The 18,741-nt window shown below is 62.4% G+C and carries 20 protein-coding genes, 2 tRNA genes and 1 pseudogene; 8 read left to right on the top strand and 15 right to left on the bottom strand.

From position 1 onward, the window contains the following. Positions 1 to 862 precede the first annotated feature (862 nt). The 3 genes from NKI19_RS17850 to NKI19_RS17840 form a co-directional block, all read right to left on the bottom strand. Positions 863 to 1,405 (bottom strand): hypothetical protein, encoded by a 543-nt coding sequence (locus tag NKI19_RS17850; RefSeq protein WP_352492620.1) that lies wholly within the window; start codon positions 1,403 to 1,405, stop codon positions 863 to 865. Positions 1,406 to 1,644: 239 nt separating this feature from the next. Beyond that, positions 1,645 to 1,721 (bottom strand) — tRNA-Arg (locus NKI19_RS17845). Positions 1,722 to 1,771: 50 nt separating this feature from the next. Beyond that, positions 1,772 to 2,077, bottom strand: a complete 306-nt coding sequence (locus NKI19_RS17840; RefSeq protein WP_023677641.1) for an ETC complex I subunit — start codon at positions 2,075 to 2,077, stop codon at positions 1,772 to 1,774. A 160-nt stretch (positions 2,078 to 2,237) separates the two neighbouring features. Between NKI19_RS17840 and NKI19_RS17835 the strand changes: the two genes are divergently transcribed. Continuing rightward, positions 2,238 to 2,314, top strand: a tRNA-Pro gene (locus NKI19_RS17835). Between the two features lie 123 nt (positions 2,315 to 2,437). Here NKI19_RS17835 and NKI19_RS17830 read toward each other — a convergent pair. Continuing rightward, complete coding sequence (locus tag NKI19_RS17830) at positions 2,438 to 3,265, bottom strand: alpha/beta fold hydrolase (protein ID WP_352492621.1); 828 nt, start codon at positions 3,263 to 3,265, stop codon at positions 2,438 to 2,440. 129 nt (positions 3,266 to 3,394) lie between these two features. Between NKI19_RS17830 and NKI19_RS17825 the strand changes: the two genes are divergently transcribed. Beyond that, positions 3,395 to 4,396: a GlxA family transcriptional regulator gene (locus NKI19_RS17825; RefSeq protein WP_352566693.1), complete on the top strand. Its 1,002-nt coding sequence runs from the start codon at positions 3,395 to 3,397 to the stop codon at positions 4,394 to 4,396. Between the two features lie 70 nt (positions 4,397 to 4,466). Here the strand turns inward: NKI19_RS17825 and NKI19_RS17820 are convergent, their stop codons facing one another. The 5 genes from NKI19_RS17820 to NKI19_RS17800 all read right to left on the bottom strand — a co-directional run bounded on the left by NKI19_RS17820 (position 4,467) and on the right by NKI19_RS17800 (position 7,829). Continuing rightward, complete coding sequence (locus NKI19_RS17820) at positions 4,467 to 4,850, bottom strand: type II toxin-antitoxin system VapC family toxin (RefSeq protein WP_352566695.1); 384 nt, start codon at positions 4,848 to 4,850, stop codon at positions 4,467 to 4,469. Next, positions 4,847 to 5,104: a type II toxin-antitoxin system Phd/YefM family antitoxin gene (locus NKI19_RS17815; RefSeq protein WP_352566696.1), complete on the bottom strand. Its 258-nt coding sequence runs from the start codon at positions 5,102 to 5,104 to the stop codon at positions 4,847 to 4,849. Before NKI19_RS17815 ends, NKI19_RS17820 begins: the two co-directional genes overlap by 4 nt. 247 nt (positions 5,105 to 5,351) lie before the next feature. Next, complete coding sequence (gene hdaA, locus NKI19_RS17810; protein WP_352951193.1) at positions 5,352 to 6,053, bottom strand: DnaA regulatory inactivator HdaA; 702 nt, start codon at positions 6,051 to 6,053, stop codon at positions 5,352 to 5,354. A gap of 5 nt (positions 6,054 to 6,058) precedes the next feature. Beyond that, complete coding sequence (locus tag NKI19_RS17805) at positions 6,059 to 7,300, bottom strand: AI-2E family transporter (RefSeq protein ID WP_352566699.1); 1,242 nt, start codon at positions 7,298 to 7,300, stop codon at positions 6,059 to 6,061. After that, positions 7,272 to 7,829 (bottom strand): CDP-alcohol phosphatidyltransferase family protein, encoded by a 558-nt coding sequence (locus tag NKI19_RS17800; RefSeq protein WP_352566705.1) that lies wholly within the window; start codon positions 7,827 to 7,829, stop codon positions 7,272 to 7,274. Before NKI19_RS17800 ends, NKI19_RS17805 begins: the two co-directional genes overlap by 29 nt. 217 nt (positions 7,830 to 8,046) lie before the next feature. On the opposite strand from NKI19_RS17800, the gene NKI19_RS17795 reads away from it, so the two are divergent. The 6 genes from NKI19_RS17795 to NKI19_RS17770 all read left to right on the top strand — a co-directional run bounded on the left by NKI19_RS17795 (position 8,047) and on the right by NKI19_RS17770 (position 11,832). Continuing rightward, positions 8,047 to 8,694 carry a glutathione S-transferase family protein gene (locus NKI19_RS17795; RefSeq protein ID WP_352492625.1) on the top strand — a complete coding sequence of 216 codons (648 nt, stop codon included), beginning with the start codon at positions 8,047 to 8,049 and terminating at the stop codon, positions 8,692 to 8,694. 216 nt (positions 8,695 to 8,910) lie between these two features. After that, positions 8,911 to 9,975 carry a phosphoribosylformylglycinamidine cyclo-ligase gene (gene purM / locus NKI19_RS17790; protein ID WP_352492626.1) on the top strand — a complete coding sequence of 355 codons (1,065 nt, stop codon included), beginning with the start codon at positions 8,911 to 8,913 and terminating at the stop codon, positions 9,973 to 9,975. Beyond that, a complete protein-coding gene (gene purN, locus NKI19_RS17785) occupies positions 9,972 to 10,679 on the top strand; it encodes a phosphoribosylglycinamide formyltransferase (RefSeq protein WP_352492627.1) in 708 nt (235 codons plus the stop codon). The genes purM and purN overlap by 4 nt, the downstream gene beginning before the upstream one ends. A gap of 59 nt (positions 10,680 to 10,738) precedes the next feature. Further along, a complete protein-coding gene (locus NKI19_RS17780) occupies positions 10,739 to 11,026 on the top strand; it encodes a type II toxin-antitoxin system ParD family antitoxin (protein ID WP_352492628.1) in 288 nt (95 codons plus the stop codon). Then, the gene (locus NKI19_RS17775; RefSeq protein ID WP_352492629.1) at positions 11,019 to 11,312 is read left to right on the top strand and encodes a type II toxin-antitoxin system RelE/ParE family toxin; all 294 of its coding nucleotides are present in this window, start codon (positions 11,019 to 11,021) and stop codon (positions 11,310 to 11,312) included. The genes NKI19_RS17780 and NKI19_RS17775 overlap by 8 nt, the downstream gene beginning before the upstream one ends. 4 nt (positions 11,313 to 11,316) lie before the next feature. Then, a complete protein-coding gene (locus NKI19_RS17770; RefSeq protein WP_352492630.1) occupies positions 11,317 to 11,832 on the top strand; it encodes a SixA phosphatase family protein in 516 nt (171 codons plus the stop codon). A gap of 109 nt (positions 11,833 to 11,941) precedes the next feature. On the opposite strand, the gene NKI19_RS17765 is transcribed toward NKI19_RS17770, so the two are convergent. The 6 genes and pseudogenes from NKI19_RS17765 to NKI19_RS17740 form a co-directional block, all read right to left on the bottom strand. Beyond that, positions 11,942 to 12,214 (bottom strand): DUF680 domain-containing protein, encoded by a 273-nt coding sequence (locus tag NKI19_RS17765; protein ID WP_352492631.1) that lies wholly within the window; start codon positions 12,212 to 12,214, stop codon positions 11,942 to 11,944. Between the two features lie 278 nt (positions 12,215 to 12,492). After that, entirely contained in the window at positions 12,493 to 12,726 is a 234-nt protein-coding gene (locus NKI19_RS17760; protein WP_352492632.1) for a DUF680 domain-containing protein, read from the bottom strand. A gap of 378 nt (positions 12,727 to 13,104) precedes the next feature. Beyond that, positions 13,105 to 15,327 (bottom strand): cation:proton antiporter domain-containing protein, encoded by a 2,223-nt coding sequence (locus NKI19_RS17755; protein ID WP_502899306.1) that lies wholly within the window; start codon positions 15,325 to 15,327, stop codon positions 13,105 to 13,107. 189 nt (positions 15,328 to 15,516) lie between these two features. Continuing rightward, the gene (locus tag NKI19_RS17750; RefSeq protein WP_352492634.1) at positions 15,517 to 16,215 is read right to left on the bottom strand and encodes a DUF2270 domain-containing protein; all 699 of its coding nucleotides are present in this window, start codon (positions 16,213 to 16,215) and stop codon (positions 15,517 to 15,519) included. Between the two features lie 56 nt (positions 16,216 to 16,271). After that, positions 16,272 to 18,380: a molybdopterin-containing oxidoreductase family protein gene (locus NKI19_RS17745; RefSeq protein ID WP_352492635.1), complete on the bottom strand. Its 2,109-nt coding sequence runs from the start codon at positions 18,378 to 18,380 to the stop codon at positions 16,272 to 16,274. Positions 18,381 to 18,502: 122 nt separating this feature from the next. Continuing rightward, positions 18,503 to 18,741, bottom strand: a pseudogene (locus NKI19_RS17740) (IS481 family transposase); the annotation flags it as partial.

The following is an 18,741-nucleotide window of genomic DNA, read 5'->3' as shown; positions in this document are numbered from 1 at the left end:
TAATGACATGCCCCTGTCATTCGACGACAAGCGCTAAGGAGAGAAGGGCATTACCCGCAACAACTGAACGGCGAATACGACAAAACACTGCGCACCAATTTCGACTCGATTAAACAGGCCACTACGACGCGTACGAACGGAACACTAGTCAACGGTACTAACCCCGCTAACGAGCGAACACTGCGTTGTCCGCAATGATCCACCAATGCACCGAACACGCGCTAAGTGCTGCAACCCGCTTCAACGCGTGTACCGACATTTGATTGACTAATTGGCCTTTGACACTGAAATGACAAAACCCCGAACCTACGGCAATTAGCAACGCTAACGTTGACAAACCTAGGCAGTGTGCGTAATGCACAAACACGAAAGCGCCGCTGGTTTCCCAACGACGCTCTCGCTTCGAGTACACCCCTCGGGTGCTGCCGGAGGCATCAGGTGTGCAAGACCTCATGCAACCGGGAAGTCCGGAGACTTATATCGGGTCCATAGCGGACCTCGCACTTCCCCGACAACTATCAGTGTCGGGTCTGCCCGCGCGGTGCGGAAGGTACGGAGAAGTTGGACCTTCTCCCTTTGAGGATGATGGCCTTTGACGGACACGTCGGGGCCGTCCTTTTGGCGTTGGCCATTTGGACAAATTGGCGATACACGCATTCTTGGTGAAAGCCAAATGCTTTCGTTAGTTACTCCGCCAACTTTTTTATTGTTGCACGCACAACGTGTATGACAGCAGGTAGCTAATTTCTCCACTTATGAAGAGCTACCTCGCCGCTATACCACCTCGTCGCGCCATCCGAGACTCGCCTCCCGGCCTCCCTCAGAACGTGCTACCGTCAGGGCTTTCACTGAGTCCGGTCGATCAAAAGCTTGTCGTGATGTCCTTGCCGAATTCGGCACCCGCCGCCTTCGCAGCGCGCGCGAGCCACGAGTTCACTTCCTGAGCTGAGTTATTCGTCCCATAGAACCACCCGTCGATAAGCGGTTCCGCGAACTTTTTCGGGAGTGTGTCTGAGGCGAAGAGCCCTTCGGGTTTACGAGCCACGATATGTTTTCGAGCCGTGCCCACCTTCGACAGCTTCTCCAGCGATCCCGGCTTCTTCTTTTCCAGCGCACGGAGCGCGTCCCCCAGGACCGACTTCAGTGAATAGCCGGTGAGCGTTTCGCCGTAGACGGTGACTTCATACTCACCACTCTTGCGAGCGCCCGCAGGCGGCACGAAGAACGACATCTTTCCGTCCGCGAGCGTGTAGCGCTCCGTCGCGAAGTCGATCGTGCCGAGATGCTTGAGGTTTTCGTCATGGATAACGAGAGTGCCGTCGTCGATGCGGACGAGGTTCTCGTCACTGGTGTTGACGAGCAAGTCTCTAAGAGTGCGGATTCTCATAAGATTCATCGTAGCCATTTGAACATCCCTTCTAAGTAACCCTTTCCTACTAATTATCCCTTACGGCGTCAATAGGTCCCTTTTAGTAGCTATCCCCGTCTCACCTTTGTGCGCCTCGCCGACGCGATCCGCGCGATTCAAAGGACGAACTGCCGTGGGTGAAGCGCAACATCCGCACGTCGCCGTCCGTTTGGTGGGCCTAGCGACCCTGGAATGAAAAAAGGGCCAGCCGCGTCCGGCTAACCCCTTGAATTTGTTGGCGATCCCGACAGGATTCGAACCTGTGACCATCGGCTTAGAAGGCCGGTGCTCTATCCAGCTGAGCTACGGGACCGCTGGCCGGCCGCATGACCGGCGGATTGTTCCGACAGGGCCGGTATGGGATCAATGCGTCCAGGGCGTCCTGCGGTCATAGCGGAAATTCTCCGCATAGGAAATCTGGCGGCGTTTGATTTCCTTCGGCTCCTCGACGCGGAACGCCAGCCCTTCCTTCTCGGCATAGGCGACCGCCTCTTCTCTTGTGTCGAAGGTCAGCCTGATCTGGCTTCGCATGTCGCCGGACGTGGTGTAGCCCATCAGCGGATCGATCTTCTTGCGCTGCTCCGGATCGAATTCCAGCACCCAATAGCCGGTCTTGGCCTTGCCGGACTGCATCGCGGTTTTGGCTGGGCTGAAAATGCGGGCTGACATGACCACCTCATTGCTGGTTGCAAGCACACGACCCCGACACCAGATTACTGTTCCCGGGCCATGCACTAGCCCGTCATTACTGCGCAATGCCGCCGGCAGCAAGGCCGATGGCTTTTTACGCTTGCTTTGGTGGGCTGAAATCACTAGGCAACAGACCGTTCGGAGTGTAGCGCAGCCTGGTAGCGCATCTGGTTTGGGACCAGAGGGTCGGGAGTTCGAATCTCTCCACTCCGACCATTCATGAAGCGAATCTCGTCGCCAGCGCAAGCGGATCACGCTTGAGCGTGATCCGTCGCCGTATCATGCTGAGGCAACGGACGGACAGCGCGGAGCCAGCGCTGCCCGTCCGATATCCAGCCGTCAGCCCTGGATGAAGGCCAGCAGATCCGGATTGATGATCTCCGGGTGGGTGGTGCACATGCCGTGCGGCAGGCCTTTGTAGACCTTGAGCGTGCCGTGCTTCACCAGCTTGGCCGCAAGCAGCGCGGAATCGGCTATCGGCACGATCTGGTCGTCGTCGCCATGCATGATCAGGACGGGTACGTCGATCTTTTTGAGATCATCGGTGAAGTCGGTCTCGGAAAAAGCCTTGATGCAGTCATAGTGGGCCTTGGCTCCGCCCATCATGCCCTGGCGCCACCAATTGTCGACGGCGCCTTGCGAGACCTTGGCGCCCTCGCGGTTGAAACCATAGAACGGGCCGGCCGGCACCTCCTTGTAGAACTGCGCGCGGTTAGCGGCCAGAGCCGCGCGAAAGCCGTCGAAGACTTCGATCGGCAAGCCGCCGGGGTTGCTGTCGGTCTTGACCATGATCGGCGGCACGGCGCCGATCAGCACCGCCTTGGCAACACGGCCGCCGCCGCCATAAAGCGCGACGTAACGCGCCACCTCGCCGCCACCGGTCGAGTGGCCGATGTGGATCGCATCCCTGAGATCGAGATGCGCCGCCAGGGCCGCAACATCGGCGGCGTAGGTGTCCATCTCGTTGCCGGTTGCGGTCTGCGACGAACGGCCGTGCCCGCGGCGGTCATGGGCAATGACGCGATAGCCCTTTTCGAGGAAGAACAGCATCTGGTTGTCCCAGTCGTCTGAGCTCAACGGCCAGCCGTGATGGAACACGATCGGCTGGCCCTTGCCCCAATCCTTGTAGAAAATCTCGGTGCCGTCATGGGTAGTGAATGTGCTCATCGTTCTACTCCTTGGTGGAAAAGTCGGGGGTAACAGGGAAGCTTTTAGCCCCTTCAGCTGGACAAATTATAACAGTGCGGTCAGGGTGAGCATTGGCAAAACGGACATTCAACGTGGCAAAACTGACAAATGACGGCGACGTGTGATCTGATCGAAATCGGCCTTGTCCTGTACCCCGGCGTTCAGGAAGCAGCTGTGCTCGGCCTGACCGATCTTTTTATGCTGGCCAACCGGCTGGCGGCCGATCGGTCGCTGGACGCGGCGAGGCTTCGCGTCAGCCATTGGCAATTGGAGAACGCCGGCCAGACCGTAGTCCGCACCTTCGACAGCGACCCCGGCGCCGACAATGAACCAGCCATGGCTATCATCCCGCCGACCTTGGGAGATCCGATCGCCCGGGAAGCAGCCGCGCTCTATGCCGGCTGGCTCAGGGACCGTCATGCGGCAGGGGCGACGCTCGGTTCGGTCTGCGCCGGCGCCTTCGTGCTTGCCGAGACCGGCCTGTTGTCCGGTCGCGCGGCGACAACGCACTGGGCCTATCGCGACGCGCTGGCGCTACGCTTTCCAGACATCCTGCTCGACGCCGACAGGCTAGTCATCGACGATGGCGACATCATCACTGCGGGCGGCTACATGGCCTGGACCGACCTCGGCCTGAAGCTGGTGGACAGGGTGCTCGGGCCGACCGTGATGATGGACACGGCGCGTTTCATGCTGGTCGATCCGCCGGGCCGCGAGCAGCGTTTTTACAGCCCGTTCGCGCCACGGCTGACGCATGGCGACGAAGCGATCCTCAAGGTGCAGCACTGGCTGCAGGCGAACGGCGCGCGCGATGTGACGCTCGGCGCCATGGCCGAGCATGCCGGACTGGAGGAGCGGACTTTCCTGCGGCGCTTCCGCAACGCCACCGGCCTCAAGCCGACCGAATATTGCCAGCACCTGCGGGTCGGCAAGGCGCGCGAGATGCTGGAAACCACGATGCGATCGATCGACCAGATCGCCTGGGAGGTCGGCTATGACGATCCCGGCTCGTTCCGCAAAGTGTTCGCCAGGATAACCGGGCTGGTGCCCGGCGACTATCGCAAGCGCTTTGGCGTGGAACGCGCCGCCCTGTCGGACGGCGGGAACTGAACGTGGCAGCGGTGGCGGCTCGACCCGGGCAGCAAAGCAAAATCGCGCCTATGGTCCTTGCCTTGCTTCCTTAGAGAGCGCTTTCGATATCGGTCCTCGAAAAATCGTCGCCGACATAAAGCAGGCGGCAGGCATGTTCTTTCGCCACTTCATAGGCGAAGCAGTCGCCGAAATTGAGCGCGGCCGGGTGGATGCCCTTACCCCATTTTGCGTAGGCCTCGGCAATGCGACGCGCAGAGGCCGGCGTCACCGCAGCGATTTCGAAACCAAGCCCGTCGATCAGGCCGGACAGCTCTTCGCCGACATTTCGCCGCGACGCGACGATCAGCGCTTCTGCAACGGTACCGGCGGAAATCAGAATGTCGTCTTCGGCCTCGAGCGCCGCGATGCAGACATCAGCCTCTGGCTCGTCAAGAACGATCGCCATCAGCGCCGAGGTATCGACCACGATCATTCAGGCAGGCCATCATCGCCGTAGAGGAAATCCTGGCTTCGCGCGGCAGATGGCCCGGCCTTCGCCCTCGCGGCGCCGGATACGCGCATCGCCTCCAGCAACGCCCGACGGCTTTTCCTGTCCTGCACTGCCTTGACGGGAACTAGGCGCACGGCCGCATGACCGTGACGGGTCAGAATGATCTCGTCACCTGCCTCGGCACGACGCACCAATTCGGTCAGCTGTCCCTTGGCGTCTGTAACGGATACCTTCATCGGCTCGCTCTTTTATGGACCATGTTCTGGATCCCTACGTTAGCGATAAATAGACCATCCAATGGTCCATTACAATGCATGTGACGGTAAGCTCGCCGGGAAGAGAACCCCAACCGCCTCAACTCCCGGCGAGCCTACAACCTGATTTGATACGCAATCAGGACCGGGGTTAGCCGGCAAGGCTGACGTAGCAAGACAGATGCCAGCCTTTGTTCCCGAAATGGGACAGTGGCTGAACTGGAAGCCTCTAAATCTCGAACTCGCCCTGCCCTTCGTCCATGGCGCTGACGGTCTCGGCGGCGAGCGCCCGCGTGATCGGCGTCTTGCGCTCGAGCGCGGTGCGGTCGAGCCGTTCGACCACCCGCATGGCAGTGGCCAGCGAGCGCTCGATGCGGCGCACCAGATATTGCACGACATGCGGCTCGACCTCGACCTGTCGATCGGCGAACAGCTTTGTGATGACGCCGGCCAGCAGAAGATCGTCGGGCTCGTGGATCTCGACGGTCGCCGCGGCCTTGAGCCGCGACGCCAGGTCGGGCAGCCCGACGCCCCAGGCGGAGGGAAATCGGCGCGCCGTCAACAGCAAGGTCGAGCCGGCGCCGCGCACCGCATTGATCAGGTGGAACAGGCCGTGTTCGTCGAGCGGGCCGGCATCGATATCGTCGATCAGGGCCGGGCGCGCGCCGAGGGTTTCGATGCAGTCGCCGATGCGGCCGGCCTCCACTTTCACCGCGCCGGCGCGGGTCCGCCAGATCGAGGCCAGGTGGGTTTTCCCCGAGCCGGCCGGCCCGGCCAGCACAACGACCGGCGAGGGCCAGTCCGGCCAACGGTCGACAAGCGCAGCGGCCTGGCTGTTGGTGCTGGAGACCACGAGTTCGTCGCGCGAATAGCCGGTGCCGTGGCCTAGATCGAGCGGCAATTGACGCGGCGGATCGATCTTGTCCGGCATATGGCTCAACCGCGCGCGCCCCCGCGGCGCCGCACCTGCAGCGGCGGCACCGGCTCGTCCGAATGGCCCTTGTAGAGCGGCGATTCGAGGTAGCGCGCGATGGCGAAACGCACCAGAACGGCAACGGCGGCGGAAGCCGGCACGGCAATCAGCAGGCCGACGAAGCCGAACAGCGCGCCGAAGGCAAACAGCGCAAACATCAGCCACACCGGATGCAGGCCGACGCTTTTGCCGACCAGCCTGGGCTGCAGGATGTTGCCCTCGATGAACTGGCCGACGAAGAACACGCCGGCCACCGCCGCGATCATGGTCCAGTCCGGCCAGAACTGGACGAAGGCGACGCCGACGGCCAGCACCAGGCCGGTCAGCGAGCCGACATAGGGGATGAAGGAGATCAACCCGGCGAACAGGCCGATGAGGATGCCGAAATTCAGTCCGGTCAGCGTCAGGCCGGTGGCATACATGGCGCCGAGCACCAGGCACAGCGTGCCCTGGCCGCGCACGAAGCCGGCGGTCGCAGTGTTGATGTCCCTGGCGATCGTCCTGACGGTCTTGACGTAGTCGCGCGGCACCCAGCTGTCGACGATTGTCACCATGCGGTCCCAGTCGAGCAGCATGTAGAAGGCGACGACCGGCGTCACCACGAACAGGCTGACGACCGAGACCAGCGCCACGCCGGAGCTCCAGATCGAGGTGAAGACGGTGGTCAGGAGGCCGAAGCCGGAGGTCAGCAGCGAGTTCAGGCCCTCGCGCAGCCCATTGGCGTCGACGCCGAATTTTTCTTCCAGCCATTTCGGGTCGAAGCTGGTGATCAGGCCCTGCAGCCGGGTCAGATAGTCCGGCAGCTTGCTGGCGAAATCAGCCATCTGCGAGGCGAGCACCGGAACCAGGATGACGACGGCCAGCACCAGGACGACGATGAAGGCGATGAGGATGACCACCGTCGCCATCAGCCTGGACAGGCCGAGCCGCTCCAGCCGGTCGGCGACAGGATCGAGGAAATAGGCGAGCACCATGCCGGCGACGAAGGGCAGAAGGATGCCGCTGAAGACATAGAGGAAGACGGCAAGGATGATGGCGCTGACCAGCCAGAAGCGGATCTGCCGTCGAAACGACGCCGATGCCGAAGCCTCCGCCGCCGCGGCTTCAGCCTCGGCGTCGATGGACCGTTCGTCAGGTGCCCGGTGTTCAGGTGCCCCGCGTTCAGGTGCCCCGCGTTCAGGTGCCGGGTGTGGAGCCTTCGCCATAGCCGCTCATATGCCTCAGCCAAGCCACGAGATAGGCCGCGGCCGAAGCCACGGTCAAGACCCCGGACAGCAATATGAGGGCCGGCCTCAGCGGATCGAGACGGATGTCGAAGGCGAGTTCGCCCAACACCACTGCCGCCAGCACGATCTGGATCGCGGTGTTGGCCTTCGATACCAGGAGCGGCTTCATCTCGACGGGATGCGCCATGACGGTGGACAAAAGCACGGCGCAGACGATCAGTGCGTCGCGCGACACCATGGTAACGACCAGCCACAGCGGCAGTTCGCCGCTGAAGCCCAGGACCACGAAAACCGAGACCAGCAGCAGCTTGTCGGCCATCGGATCGAGATAGGCGCCGAGCCTGGAAAACTGATTGAAATGGCGGGCGATGAAGCCGTCGACGCCGTCGGAAATGCCGGCAACGAGGAAGCCGGCAAAGGCCCAGTCCCAGCGTTCCTGCAGCATGGCCAGCACCACCGCCGGCACCAGCACGAAGCGCATGATCGTGATCATGTTGGGGATGGTCAAACGCATATCCCGTCGCTCTTGTTTGTCGATACATGATGGAGATGGACGGTTACGGCAAGTGAGAAGCGATACAGGAAGCTGCCAATCTCCCCACTAACCTTTGATCGGAAGCGGCCCCAGCAATGGAATAGTTCAAGACCGATGTCGATTTCCGGGAAGCTCATTCGTCTCATGATAGGAAGCCGAAGAAATTCGCCCAGGCAAGGAAATGGACGCGATGACAATCACTATCACAGCATTTGAACGATCGCCCGATGGCGGCAAGGGACTGGCGCGCGATACGCGCGTTCGCTGGGCGCTCGAAGAAGTGGGGCAACCTTATGAGGTTCGTCTTGTCTCCTTCGCGGACATGAAGGCGCCTGGCCATCTGGCCATCCATCCCTTCGGCCAGATCCCCACCTACGAGGAAGGCTCTCTCTCGCTGTTCGAGACTGGCTCGATCGTCTTCCATCTTGCTGAGCAGCACGCGGGCCTGCTGCCGAAGGATCGCAATGCCCGCGCGCGTGCGATCACGTGGATGTTTGCTGCACTTAACACCGTCGAGCCGCCGATCCTCGAATTAACGACGGCAAGAATATTCGAACGTGACAAGCCTTGGAGCGAGGAGCGCTTGCCGTTGGTAAAGGACCGTGTTCGCGCTCGGCTGGACAAACTCTCGGCCCACTTAGGCGTCGCCGACTGGCTCGATGACACGTTCAGCGCGGGCGATTTATTGATGGTATCTGTGCTGCTGCGACTAAGAATGTCAGGCATTTTGGACGAATATCAAAACTTGGCTGCCTATGTAGCGCGCGGGGAAGCTCGACCTGCTTATATCCGGGCTTTCGCTGCGCAATTTGCGATCAACGCCCGATCAACCAGCTGAGGTCTGTCTTAAGCTCATTGATATCGGGAACCCGGTTGGGGTTTGATGTGCATTGGTGCCGATCGGCAGGTCGGCGGGACAGCGCCCCCTCTGGCCTGCCCTCTTTGCCCCTACTTAGCATCTCCCCCTCAAGTGGGGAGATCGGCAGTTTCAGTGCCGTTATCCTTGCGGACCGAAACCGTTCATGCGAAGAGCCCGGGAAAGCAGGGAAAGAGTATGAGCAAGCGCAAGAACGGGCTCACCTATGCCGAAGCGGGCGTCGACATCGACGCCGGCAATCTCATGGTCCAGAAGATCAAGCCGCTGGTGCGCGCGACGCGCCGGCCGGGCGCCGATGGCGAGATCGGCGGCTTCGGCGGCCTGTTCGATCTCAAGGCGGCCGGCTTCACCGATCCGGTACTGGTCGCCGCCAATGACGGCGTCGGCACCAAGCTGAAGATCGCCATAGACGCCGGCAAGCACGATACGATCGGCATCGACCTCGTCGCCATGTGCGTCAACGACATCGTCGTCCAAGGCGCCGAGCCGCTGTTCTTCCTCGACTATTTCGCCACCGGCAAGCTCGATCCCGACCAGGGCGCTTCGATCGTCGGCGGCATCGCCGAAGGCTGCCGGCAGGCCGGTTGCGCGCTGATCGGCGGCGAGACCGCTGAAATGCCCGGCATGTACCACGACAAGGATTACGACCTTGCCGGCTTTGCCGTCGGTGCCGCCGAACGCGGCCAGCTGTTGCCGACCGACGACATCGTCGAAGGCGATGTGCTGCTCGGCCTCGCCTCGTCGGGCCTGCATTCGAACGGCTTTTCGCTGGTCCGCCGCATCGTCGCGGTAAGCGGCCTTGGCTGGGGCGATCCAGCGCCGTTCAATGACGAGGCGACGCTGGCCGAAGCGCTGCTCGAGCCGACCCGCATCTACGTCAAATCGATCCTCAAGGCGATCCGCAACACGCATGGCATCAAGGCGCTGGCCCATATCACCGGCGGCGGCTTTCCCGAAAACATCCCGCGTGTTCTGCCCAAGGATTTTTCGGCCGAGCTCGATCTCGGCGCCATCGAGGTGCCGCCGGTGTTTTCGTGGCTGGCCAAGACCGGCGGCGTCGCGCCGGAAGAGATGATGCGCACCTTCAATTGCGGCATCGGCATGATCCTGGTCGTCGCCTCGGGCCAGGCGGCGCAGGTCGCCGCCGTGCTGCAGGAGGCCGGCGAGACGGTGACGCCGATCGGCCAGATCGTACCGCGCCGCGATGCCGGCGTCATCTATCGGGGCTCGATCGGCCTATGAGCAGGAAACGGACGGTCGTACTGATCTCTGGGCGCGGCTCCAACATGACGGCGCTGATTGCGGCGGCGAGCAACCCGGCCTATCCGGCCGAGATCGTCGGCGTCATCTCCGACCGCCCCAATGCCGCCGGCCTCGGCATCGCCGCGGCGCGCGGCATCGCCACCAGGGTGATTTCGCGCTCCGACCATGCCAGCAAGCAAGCGCATGACGAGGCGATCGATGCGGCCCTCTTGTCGTTCGGCGCCGAGATCGTCGCGCTGGCAGGCTATATGCGCATCCTCGGCGCGCGCTTCGTCGAGAAGTGGCTGGGCCGCATGATCAATATCCACCCTGCCCTGCTGCCTGCCTTCAAGGGGCTGGATACGCATGCGCGGGCCATCCGCGCAGGCATGCGCATCCATGGCTGCACGGTGCATTTCGTCACGCTCGATATGGATGATGGGCCGATCATCGCCCAGGCCGCGGTACCGGTGATGGTCGGCGACAATGAGGACACGCTGGCCGCACGCGTGCTCAAGGCCGAGCACCAGCTCTATCCGCTGGCGCTGGGCCTGGTCGCCGAAGGCAAGGCGCGAATGGAAGGCGGCCGCACGGTGTTTTCGCGCTTCGCCGACGATGCCGACAACGCCACGTCGGTAGTGATCGCGCCCGACCCGCTGCGCGAAGAGACCGATCTCGAGCACCTGGCGCGGATCACGCCGTAAGAGTCAGTTCTTGAATTTGGTAGCAAATTTTGCTACCGTCTTCGTGAGGAGACGGCTTGATGGCGACAGTCGAAAAAGTCAGCGTAGCGCTTTCCCCGGAACTGCTGGACATGGTCAAAGGCGCGGTGGCCAGCGGGCAGTACGGTTCGGCAAGTGAAGTGATCCGCGAGGCACTGCGCGAATGGCGGCTTCGCCAGCCCTTGCGCGAGGCCGAAGCGGAGCGGTTGCGGAAAGCCTGGACGGAAGGGCTGGAGAGCGGTCCGTTTGCGCCGTTCGACATCGAGGACATAAAACAGAAAGCCCGCAGCCGGTTGGGCAACGCCAGCAAAAACCGGCGGAATGGCTGACATCCGCATTGTCCGCAGCCCGGCGGCAGAAGACGACCTGATCGATATTTGGTTTGGCATTGCAAGGGACAACCCGCTTGCCGCGGACCGCTTTTTGGATGCTATTGCCGAGCGCATCGTGCAATTGGGCACATTCCCGGAATCCGGTCCCAAGAGGCCCGACATCGCTACCGATGCGCGTGCGTTGACGATCGGCAATTATCTCGTGCTTTATCGGCTGGCCGAACAGCGGGTCGAGATCGTCCGCGTCGTGCATGGCGCACGCGACGTTTCGGCCTTATTTTGAATCCATGAAGCAACTGCTGCTCCTGCGTCACGCCAAGTCGAGTTGGGACGATGCCGATCTCATCGACTTCGATCGGCCGCTGTCCGCGCGCGGGCTGAAGGCAGCGCCGCTGGTCGGACGCGAACTGGCCCGGCGCGGCTGGCTGCCGGAGCTGGCGCTGGTGTCGCCGGCGCTGCGCACCCGCGACACGTGGCGGCTGCTCTCGGCGGAATTGCCGGCGAAGGTGCAGGCCAAATTTGCCCAGGCGCTCTACGAGGCAGCAGCGGCGGACATCCTCGCCAAGGTGCGGCAAGTAAAGGCGGGAACCGGAACGCTGCTGGTGCTTGGCCACAATCCCGGGTTGGAGGAGTTCGCGCGCGGTCTTGCCGGGGCTGGATCGGATGAAGCGGCGCTGAAAAAACTGGTGGAAAAATTCCCGACCGCGGCCCTCGCTCGGTTCGACGTCGATGGCGATTGGGCCGGTCTCACCTTCGGCAGCGCCCGGCTGACGCACTGCATTTGGCCGAAGGATCTTCGCTAGGGATTGCCTGGCAGGCCGGGGGATCGCCGACCTTTCGGCCAACCCGGCTTCGCACAAACAAGAGCGGCGGGCCAAGCCCGCCGCTCTTTGTGCTCCGGGGTTTGAGGAATTAGCGGCCCCAGTTGCCCCGGCCAGATTGCGGCACTACGGGTTGATCCGTGCCGAACCGGGTGGTCGCCTCGGTGTCGACGGCGTTGTGCTCAGCCGTCAGCGGCTTGCGGATGGAACCGGTAAACCCGTTGTCGATAGTGCCGACAGGCGCGTTGCCAACAGGCGCGGCCGGCTGGTTGACGCCGTCCGAACCATAATGGTCGCTGCCGGCAAAGGCACTGCCCGTGGCGATGAGGACGATGGTGGCGGCGGTAAGAGCAATCTTGGTCATTTCAGGTACTCCAGTGTACTGGTCATTCGTGAGTTGTCGTTGCTTTCAACGCATTTCGAGATGCGAGCGCTGTCCGCGCCGACGAATACGCACCCGGCTTTTTTCCGACGTGCACGTTGCTGGACGATTTCAGCAACCGAGATTGTGGCTACAGATGAAACCTGCAAATCAAAGTATTCGATTGGCGCAGGATGCGATCCGGCGCTCGTCCCGGCTGATACGCAAAAACAAGAGTAGCGGGCCAGGCCCGCCGCTCTTGTATTCCGGGGCCGTGATAATCAGCGGCCCCAGATGCGTTGGCCGGATTCAGGCGCCACCGATTCGGAGGTCGTCTTGGCACCGGTATGCTCGGAAGTAACCGGCTTGCGGATCGAGCCGGTAAACGTGTTGTCGACGTTTGCAGCCGGAGCGGCCGGCTGGTTGACGTTGTCCGAGCCATAGTGGTCGCTGCCGGCAAAGGCAGTGCCAGTGGCAACAAGGATGGCGGCGGCGGTAAGAGCGATCTTGGTCATTTCGGCTACTCCGGTAGTTCTTTGGTCTGTCCGTCAAGTGGCGTGCCTTGGGAGGAATTCGCGTCGCTCGGACCACCCCGAGATGGGTCGGCAAGCCTGTCGTTTCCAATCACGAAAGTTTTGTGCCGGTGCGCCAAATTGGCCGCTTGAAATTCGACATGCGGCTCCTTTCGCCACAATGTTCTTCCTCCTTTTCAATTAGTTATGCGGTCATTGATGATTTTTCGGCGCGAACATTCCGTGAGCCGGCGTTCACCCATTTCCGTACGCTCTGTCAACAGAATCGAACCGTTCGGTTCGAGTTCTTCTACGTTTGGCTGATCAGCGCTTTTAGAGCCTCGATCGACATTCCTGCCGACGGATCAGCGCGCCATGAAATCACGCCGCCAGTTCAGCCCCACCGGCGTCATGCTTGGGCCGCGCGCTGGCCAGAAGCACGACGGGGCAGTTGCAGGCGGCCAAAACAGCGCCGGCGGTTTCACCGAAGAACAGGTCCTCACCCGGACGTTGGGTGACGCCCATCACGACGATCGCCGCGCCTTTGGCCGCCTCCCGGGTGATCGCCTTGTCGGGTGTGACGCGGGTATGGAACGCTGTGTCGATATGCAGGCCGTAGCGGCCCGCCAAATCGGCGATGTCTTTCAGCACGGCCTCTTCACGGCTATGCGACACGGATGTCGACCTGCGGCCCTTGGCTGCCCTTTGCGAGACGTAGAGAACCTTGATCCGCGCCCGGTTTGGACGGGCCAGGGCCAGCGCCAAGTCGGCGGCGCGACGCGCCACCTGGGTACCGTTGACCGGGACTAGAATGCTGGTGCCGGCCTTCAGCGTCGGCATCTTTTCGGCAGCATTGCCGCCGTTCAGGACCAGGCAAAGCGGGCCGTCAAATCCTGCGGCAATGTCGTTGAGGGCCGGCGCGAAGGCGCCATCGGCGGTCAGCACATTGTCAAGGCCGACCAGCAACAGGCCGTATCCCTTGCGGGCCTCTTCGGCGATCGTCTGACCCGTGGCTTCCAATTCGGTGCGGGCCGTCAGATGGACTTTGTCGACAAGCGTGTCTTCGATCCGTTTCACCGCCTGGGCGCTTTTTCTTGCACCCTTCTTGATTTCCTGCAGGGCGCGCTCCTGTCCCTTGCTGTCGGTTGGCCTGTCACCTCGGCCGTCTTTCGGCGGAAGCAAGGTGGTGGGCAGGCGAAGCAAGGTGGTGGGCATGCCGCTGCCTCCGCCGACCAGTCCGGCGAGATAGGCAGTGAACTTGCCGATCCTGCTGTCGTCGACCAGCACCAGCAGCCGCTCCAGCCTGGAAATGAAGCCGTATTCGTCCAACGCCTCGCGCTCGACACGCTGCTGCTCGTCATGCCCAACCGGCAGCCGGCCGAGCGCCCAGCGCAGCATCGGCGGCATGGCCAAGGTGGTGATCACGGCCATGGTGACGATCATGGTGAAGAGATTGTGCGACAGGATGTTCATCGACAGGCCGATGCTGGCGACGATCACCTCGGTCGAGCCGCGCGCGTTCATTGCACTGCCGACGGCGATTGCTTCCTTGAACGACATGGCGGCGAGCTTGGCGCCGATGAACGCGCCGCCAAACTTGCCGATGCTGGCGATGACCACGAGAGCGCCCGTCAGCATGGCAAGCGTCGGATCGGCGAGCACGGTGAGATCGGCGGAAAGCCCCGCCATGCCGAAGAAGATCGGCATGAACAGCGCGGTGATGACGCCTCGCAGCTGGCCTTCGATATGGCTGGAGAGAATGGGCGATTCACCGACAAGGATGCCGGCGACGAACGCCCCCAGCACGGTATGGACGCCTATCATGTTGGTGATCAGCGCCATCGCTCCCATGATGATGAGGATCATGGTGATCACCGCAAACTCGCTGCGGAATTGATCGTTGGTCCAGCGGATCAAGGTGAAGACAAGACGGCGGCCAATGGTGAAGGAAAACACCATGAACAGTGCCACGGCGGCGATGGTGGTCACCAGAGGTACGAGCTGCAGCCTGCCATTGGTGGCGATGCCGAAGGTTACGGCGATGATCAACCAGCCGATCGTGTCCTCGATGATTGCCGAGGAAATAATCACCTGTCCGAGGTTGCGGCGCATGAAATTCATCTCGCGCACCACCATGGCGACGATCTTGACCGACGAGATCGACAGCGCGGTGCCCAGGAACAGCCCGGCGACCGTGCGTTGCGTGGGGTCAGGCAGCAATGCGTCCGGCAGGAACTGCGCCAGCGCGAAACCGCAGATGAAGGGCACCACGACGCCGGTAGCCGAAATGGAAAAACAGGCCGCGCCAACCCGGCGCACCAGCCGCAGGTCCGTCTCCATGCCGGTCAGCAAAAGCAGCATCAGGATGCCCAGCTGCGAGACGGCGTCGATCATGCCCTTTTGCGCGGGATCGGTGGGAAAGACCAGGTGCTGGGCCGACGGCCACAGCCAGCCGAACAGCGAAGGGCCGAGCAGGATGCCGCCGATCAGTTGGCCCATGATTGCCGGCTGGCCATAGCGCTGCAGCACTTCGCCCAGGCCGCGGCCGACAAGCAGCAGAAGCACGATCTCGGCGACGAAAGCGCCTTCGCCCGAACCACCCATGCCCGATGCCTTGGTCCCGGCAACGAGCGTCTCCGCCGCCCAGGCCGCGCCTGCGGGGACGAAAGCGCAAACCAGCAGCGTCAGGCTGGAACGTGTCGGAGCCTGCCAAGCCATGAAACCCCCATCGCCCAATGCACGTGTCCAACAACGCGCGACAGGGCGTTGCGTTGCCAGACAGAGCGTGCGTCGCTAGACGTGGACGTCACCGAAGGAGAGTTCGCCGTCGTCGCTCTCTGTCAGAAAGGCTGTCACCAGCAGGCCTGCATAGAGGACGGCGACCAGCACGACGATGACGGCGCCCGGAATTGGACCCAGCGCAGCACCGGTGACGGCCTCACGCATCGACCCGACGAAGCCGATGCGGACGCCTTCGGTCAGAAGACTGGGGGTCGACAGTTTAAGGATCCAGGCCAGCAGCAGGATCAGCAGCATGTAGATGTAATTGCGACGCAGGCGGCGCGCCAAAGCCACGCGTTGCGAAATCAGGAATTTTGGCGCGCGCAGGCTCTCGCCGACGATCAACAGCCAATCGGACGCGAAGTCCGGCTGCGGCGAGAATATCTGCGCGAAATAGTGCCGTTCGAACTGGCGCACGCGAGCCCGGTAAAAGTCGAAGAAACGGTATCGGCGGGCCTCGATCCACAGCAGCAGCAGGACAAGCAGCATGGCAAACAGCAGCACGCCATGGTGAGCGCTGGCTGTCGAAAGCGAGACTGAGAGCATCGCCGCGACAACCGTTATCGCCCAGTTGCTCGTCCGGTCCAGGCGGTCGCGCCAGCCAGCCATGCGCGCAATCTCGGCGCGATGAAAGTGGGACATCGTGGTTACGAGTTCGCCGGACGACAGTGTCCGTCCGATGGGATCCGGCGCCGGCAACACTTCTGCCATGACAATGCCTCCACCCGCCACGCGAAAACGGCCTGATGGAGATATCGTTCCGACGCTCAATCCGCCGGGCGCAGCCAGACCTTGTTGTCGTGGAAGGCGGCGCCGCCATAGGGCGCCGGCGCATCGGCGCCGGTCAGCACGTTGATGCCCTCGCCGCGCTCATGGGCGCTGTTCGGCCAGATGCCTTCGGCGACGACGACGCCGCGCTTGATGCCGTCGAACAGTTTTGCATGCAGCACCACTTCGCCACGCTGGTTGCCGACTTCGACACGGCCGCCGTCGGCGACGCCGAGTGCCGCCGCATCATCGGGATGCAAGAGCAGCTCCGGCCGGCGCTCTTTTGCCTTGGACACCGGCGTTTCGGCAAAGGTCGAATTGAGGAAATTGCGCGCCGGCGAGGTGGTCAGCCGGAACGGGTGCGCCTCGTCCGCCACCTCGATCAGGTCGACATGATCGGGGAATTCCGGCAGGCGCGCCACCGGCCCGAACAGGCCCATGCTTTTCGGTGGCCGATTGGGTGACGCCTGGCCCGTCCAGTCAGCGCGAAAATGGAATTTCTTGTCGGCATGGCCGAAGCCGTCCAGGAAATGCGCGGCCTCGAAATCCGGCTGCAAATCGACCCATTTCTGCTCTTTCAGGCTCGAAAAGCTGCCAAGCCCGCGTTTGCCCAGAATGATGCCGATATGCTGCTGCTCGGTCATGCCGAAGCCAGGACGGTCGGCGACACCGAGCCTTTTGCCGAGCTCCTCGATGACGAAATGATTGGTGCGCGGTCCTTCCGGCGGCTCGATCAGCTTCGGCCCGAGTGTGATGTGCTGGTTGCCGCCGCCCTTGTAGACGTCGTCATGCTCGAGAAACATCGTTGCCGGCAGCACGACATCGGCGAGCTTGGCGGTGTCGGTCATGAACTGCTCGTGCACGCAGGAAAACAGATCGTCGCGCAGAAAACCCTGCTTCACCAGCCGCTGCTCCGGCGCGACGTTGACCGGATTGGTGTTCTGGATCAGCATCGCCGTCACCGGCGGGCCGCCATAGAGCGCATCCTCAGCCCCGGTCAGCACCGGGCCGATGCGCGAATGATCGAGATGACGGATCGCGGGGTCGCGCATCCGCGTGCCTTCGAGCAGTTCCTGGTTGAGCTTGAAGATGCCCGAATTGGTATGGAAGGCGCCGCCGCCCTCATATTGCCAGCAGCCGGTGACCGCCGCGATCGAGGCTGCGGCGTGCATGTTGACCGAACCGTTGCGCTGCCGCGAAAAACCGTAGCCGAGACGGAAATAGGTCTTCTTCGTCGTGCCGACGAGACGGGCGAAGGCCTCGATTTCGTCGACGGAAAGCCCGGTGATATCAGCGGCCCATTGCGGCGTCCGCGTCTTGAGATGCGCTTCCAGACCGTGCGGATCGTCGGTGTATTTTTCCAGATAGGCGCGGTCGGCCATGTCGTCACGGAACAGCACGTGCATGGCTGCGCAGGCCAGCGCGCCGTCGGTGCCGGGCTTCAGCACCAGGCCCAGATCGGCCTGCTTCATCGTCGCATTCTCGTAGACGTCGATGACGACGATCTTGGCGCCGCGTTCCTTGCGCGCCTTGATTGCGTGGGTCATCACGTTGACCTGGGTGACCACGGCGTTGGTGCCCCAGATCACCACACAGTCGGACTTTGCCATCTCGCGCGGGTCGGGGCCGCGCAGCGCGCCGGCGCCCATCATCCAGCCGGTCCAGGCCAGATTGGTGCAGATCGAACCGAAGAAGCCAGAGTATTTTTTGGCGTGCCTGAGCCGCTCGATACCGTCACGCTGCACCAGCCCCATCGTGCCGGCATAGTAATAGGGCCAGACCGTCTCCGAGCCGTATTTTGCCTCCGCCGCAATGAATTTTTCGGCGACAAGGTCGAGTGCGGCCTCCCAGCTCGCTTCCTTCCATACGCCCTCGCCCTTGGCGCCGGCACGGACCAGCGGCTTCAGCAGGCGGTCGGGATGATGAACGCGATCGGCGTAACGGGCGACCTTGGCGCAGATGACGCCGGCCGTATAGCTGTTGGCCTTGGCGCCATGGACGCGGCCAATACGCTTGGCGTCGAGCAACTCGACCTCGAGCGCGCAGGTCGAAGGGCAATCATGCGGACAGGCCGAATGGCCGATTTTGAGCTTGGCGTGCTGATTCATGGGCGCAAACTAGCCGGTTGTGATAGTGGCGTGTAGGGCCAGATGACGAGCCAATCTCCCCCCTGTTTGGACCGGGGACATCGCGAACAGGTGTGCGAGGACATCGCGAACAGTTTCCTATCCTACCGTTGGCTTGCGTTGAGGTCGATGGTCTGGATTTTCTGATGACGGAAGTAGGCATCGAAGACGCCATCGGTTTCGGTTGGGCGGAAGGCGACGGCTTTGCCGGCAAAAGCCTTGCAGATCTTGACGGCATGTCCGAACAGCGAGGTTGTGCCTTTCTGCTGGATTTTGCGGACCTGGTCGCCGGGCGCGTATTCGAACGGCTGGACGGCATCGGCGAAGTCGCGCGTCGAGGCAC

It is taken from the genome of Mesorhizobium sp. M0751 (assembly GCF_040320265.1).
Taxonomy (GTDB): Bacteria; Pseudomonadota; Alphaproteobacteria; order Rhizobiales; family Rhizobiaceae; genus Mesorhizobium.
The sequence above is the reverse complement of the archived record's forward strand: the minus strand, read 5'-3'. Positions and strand labels throughout refer to the sequence as shown.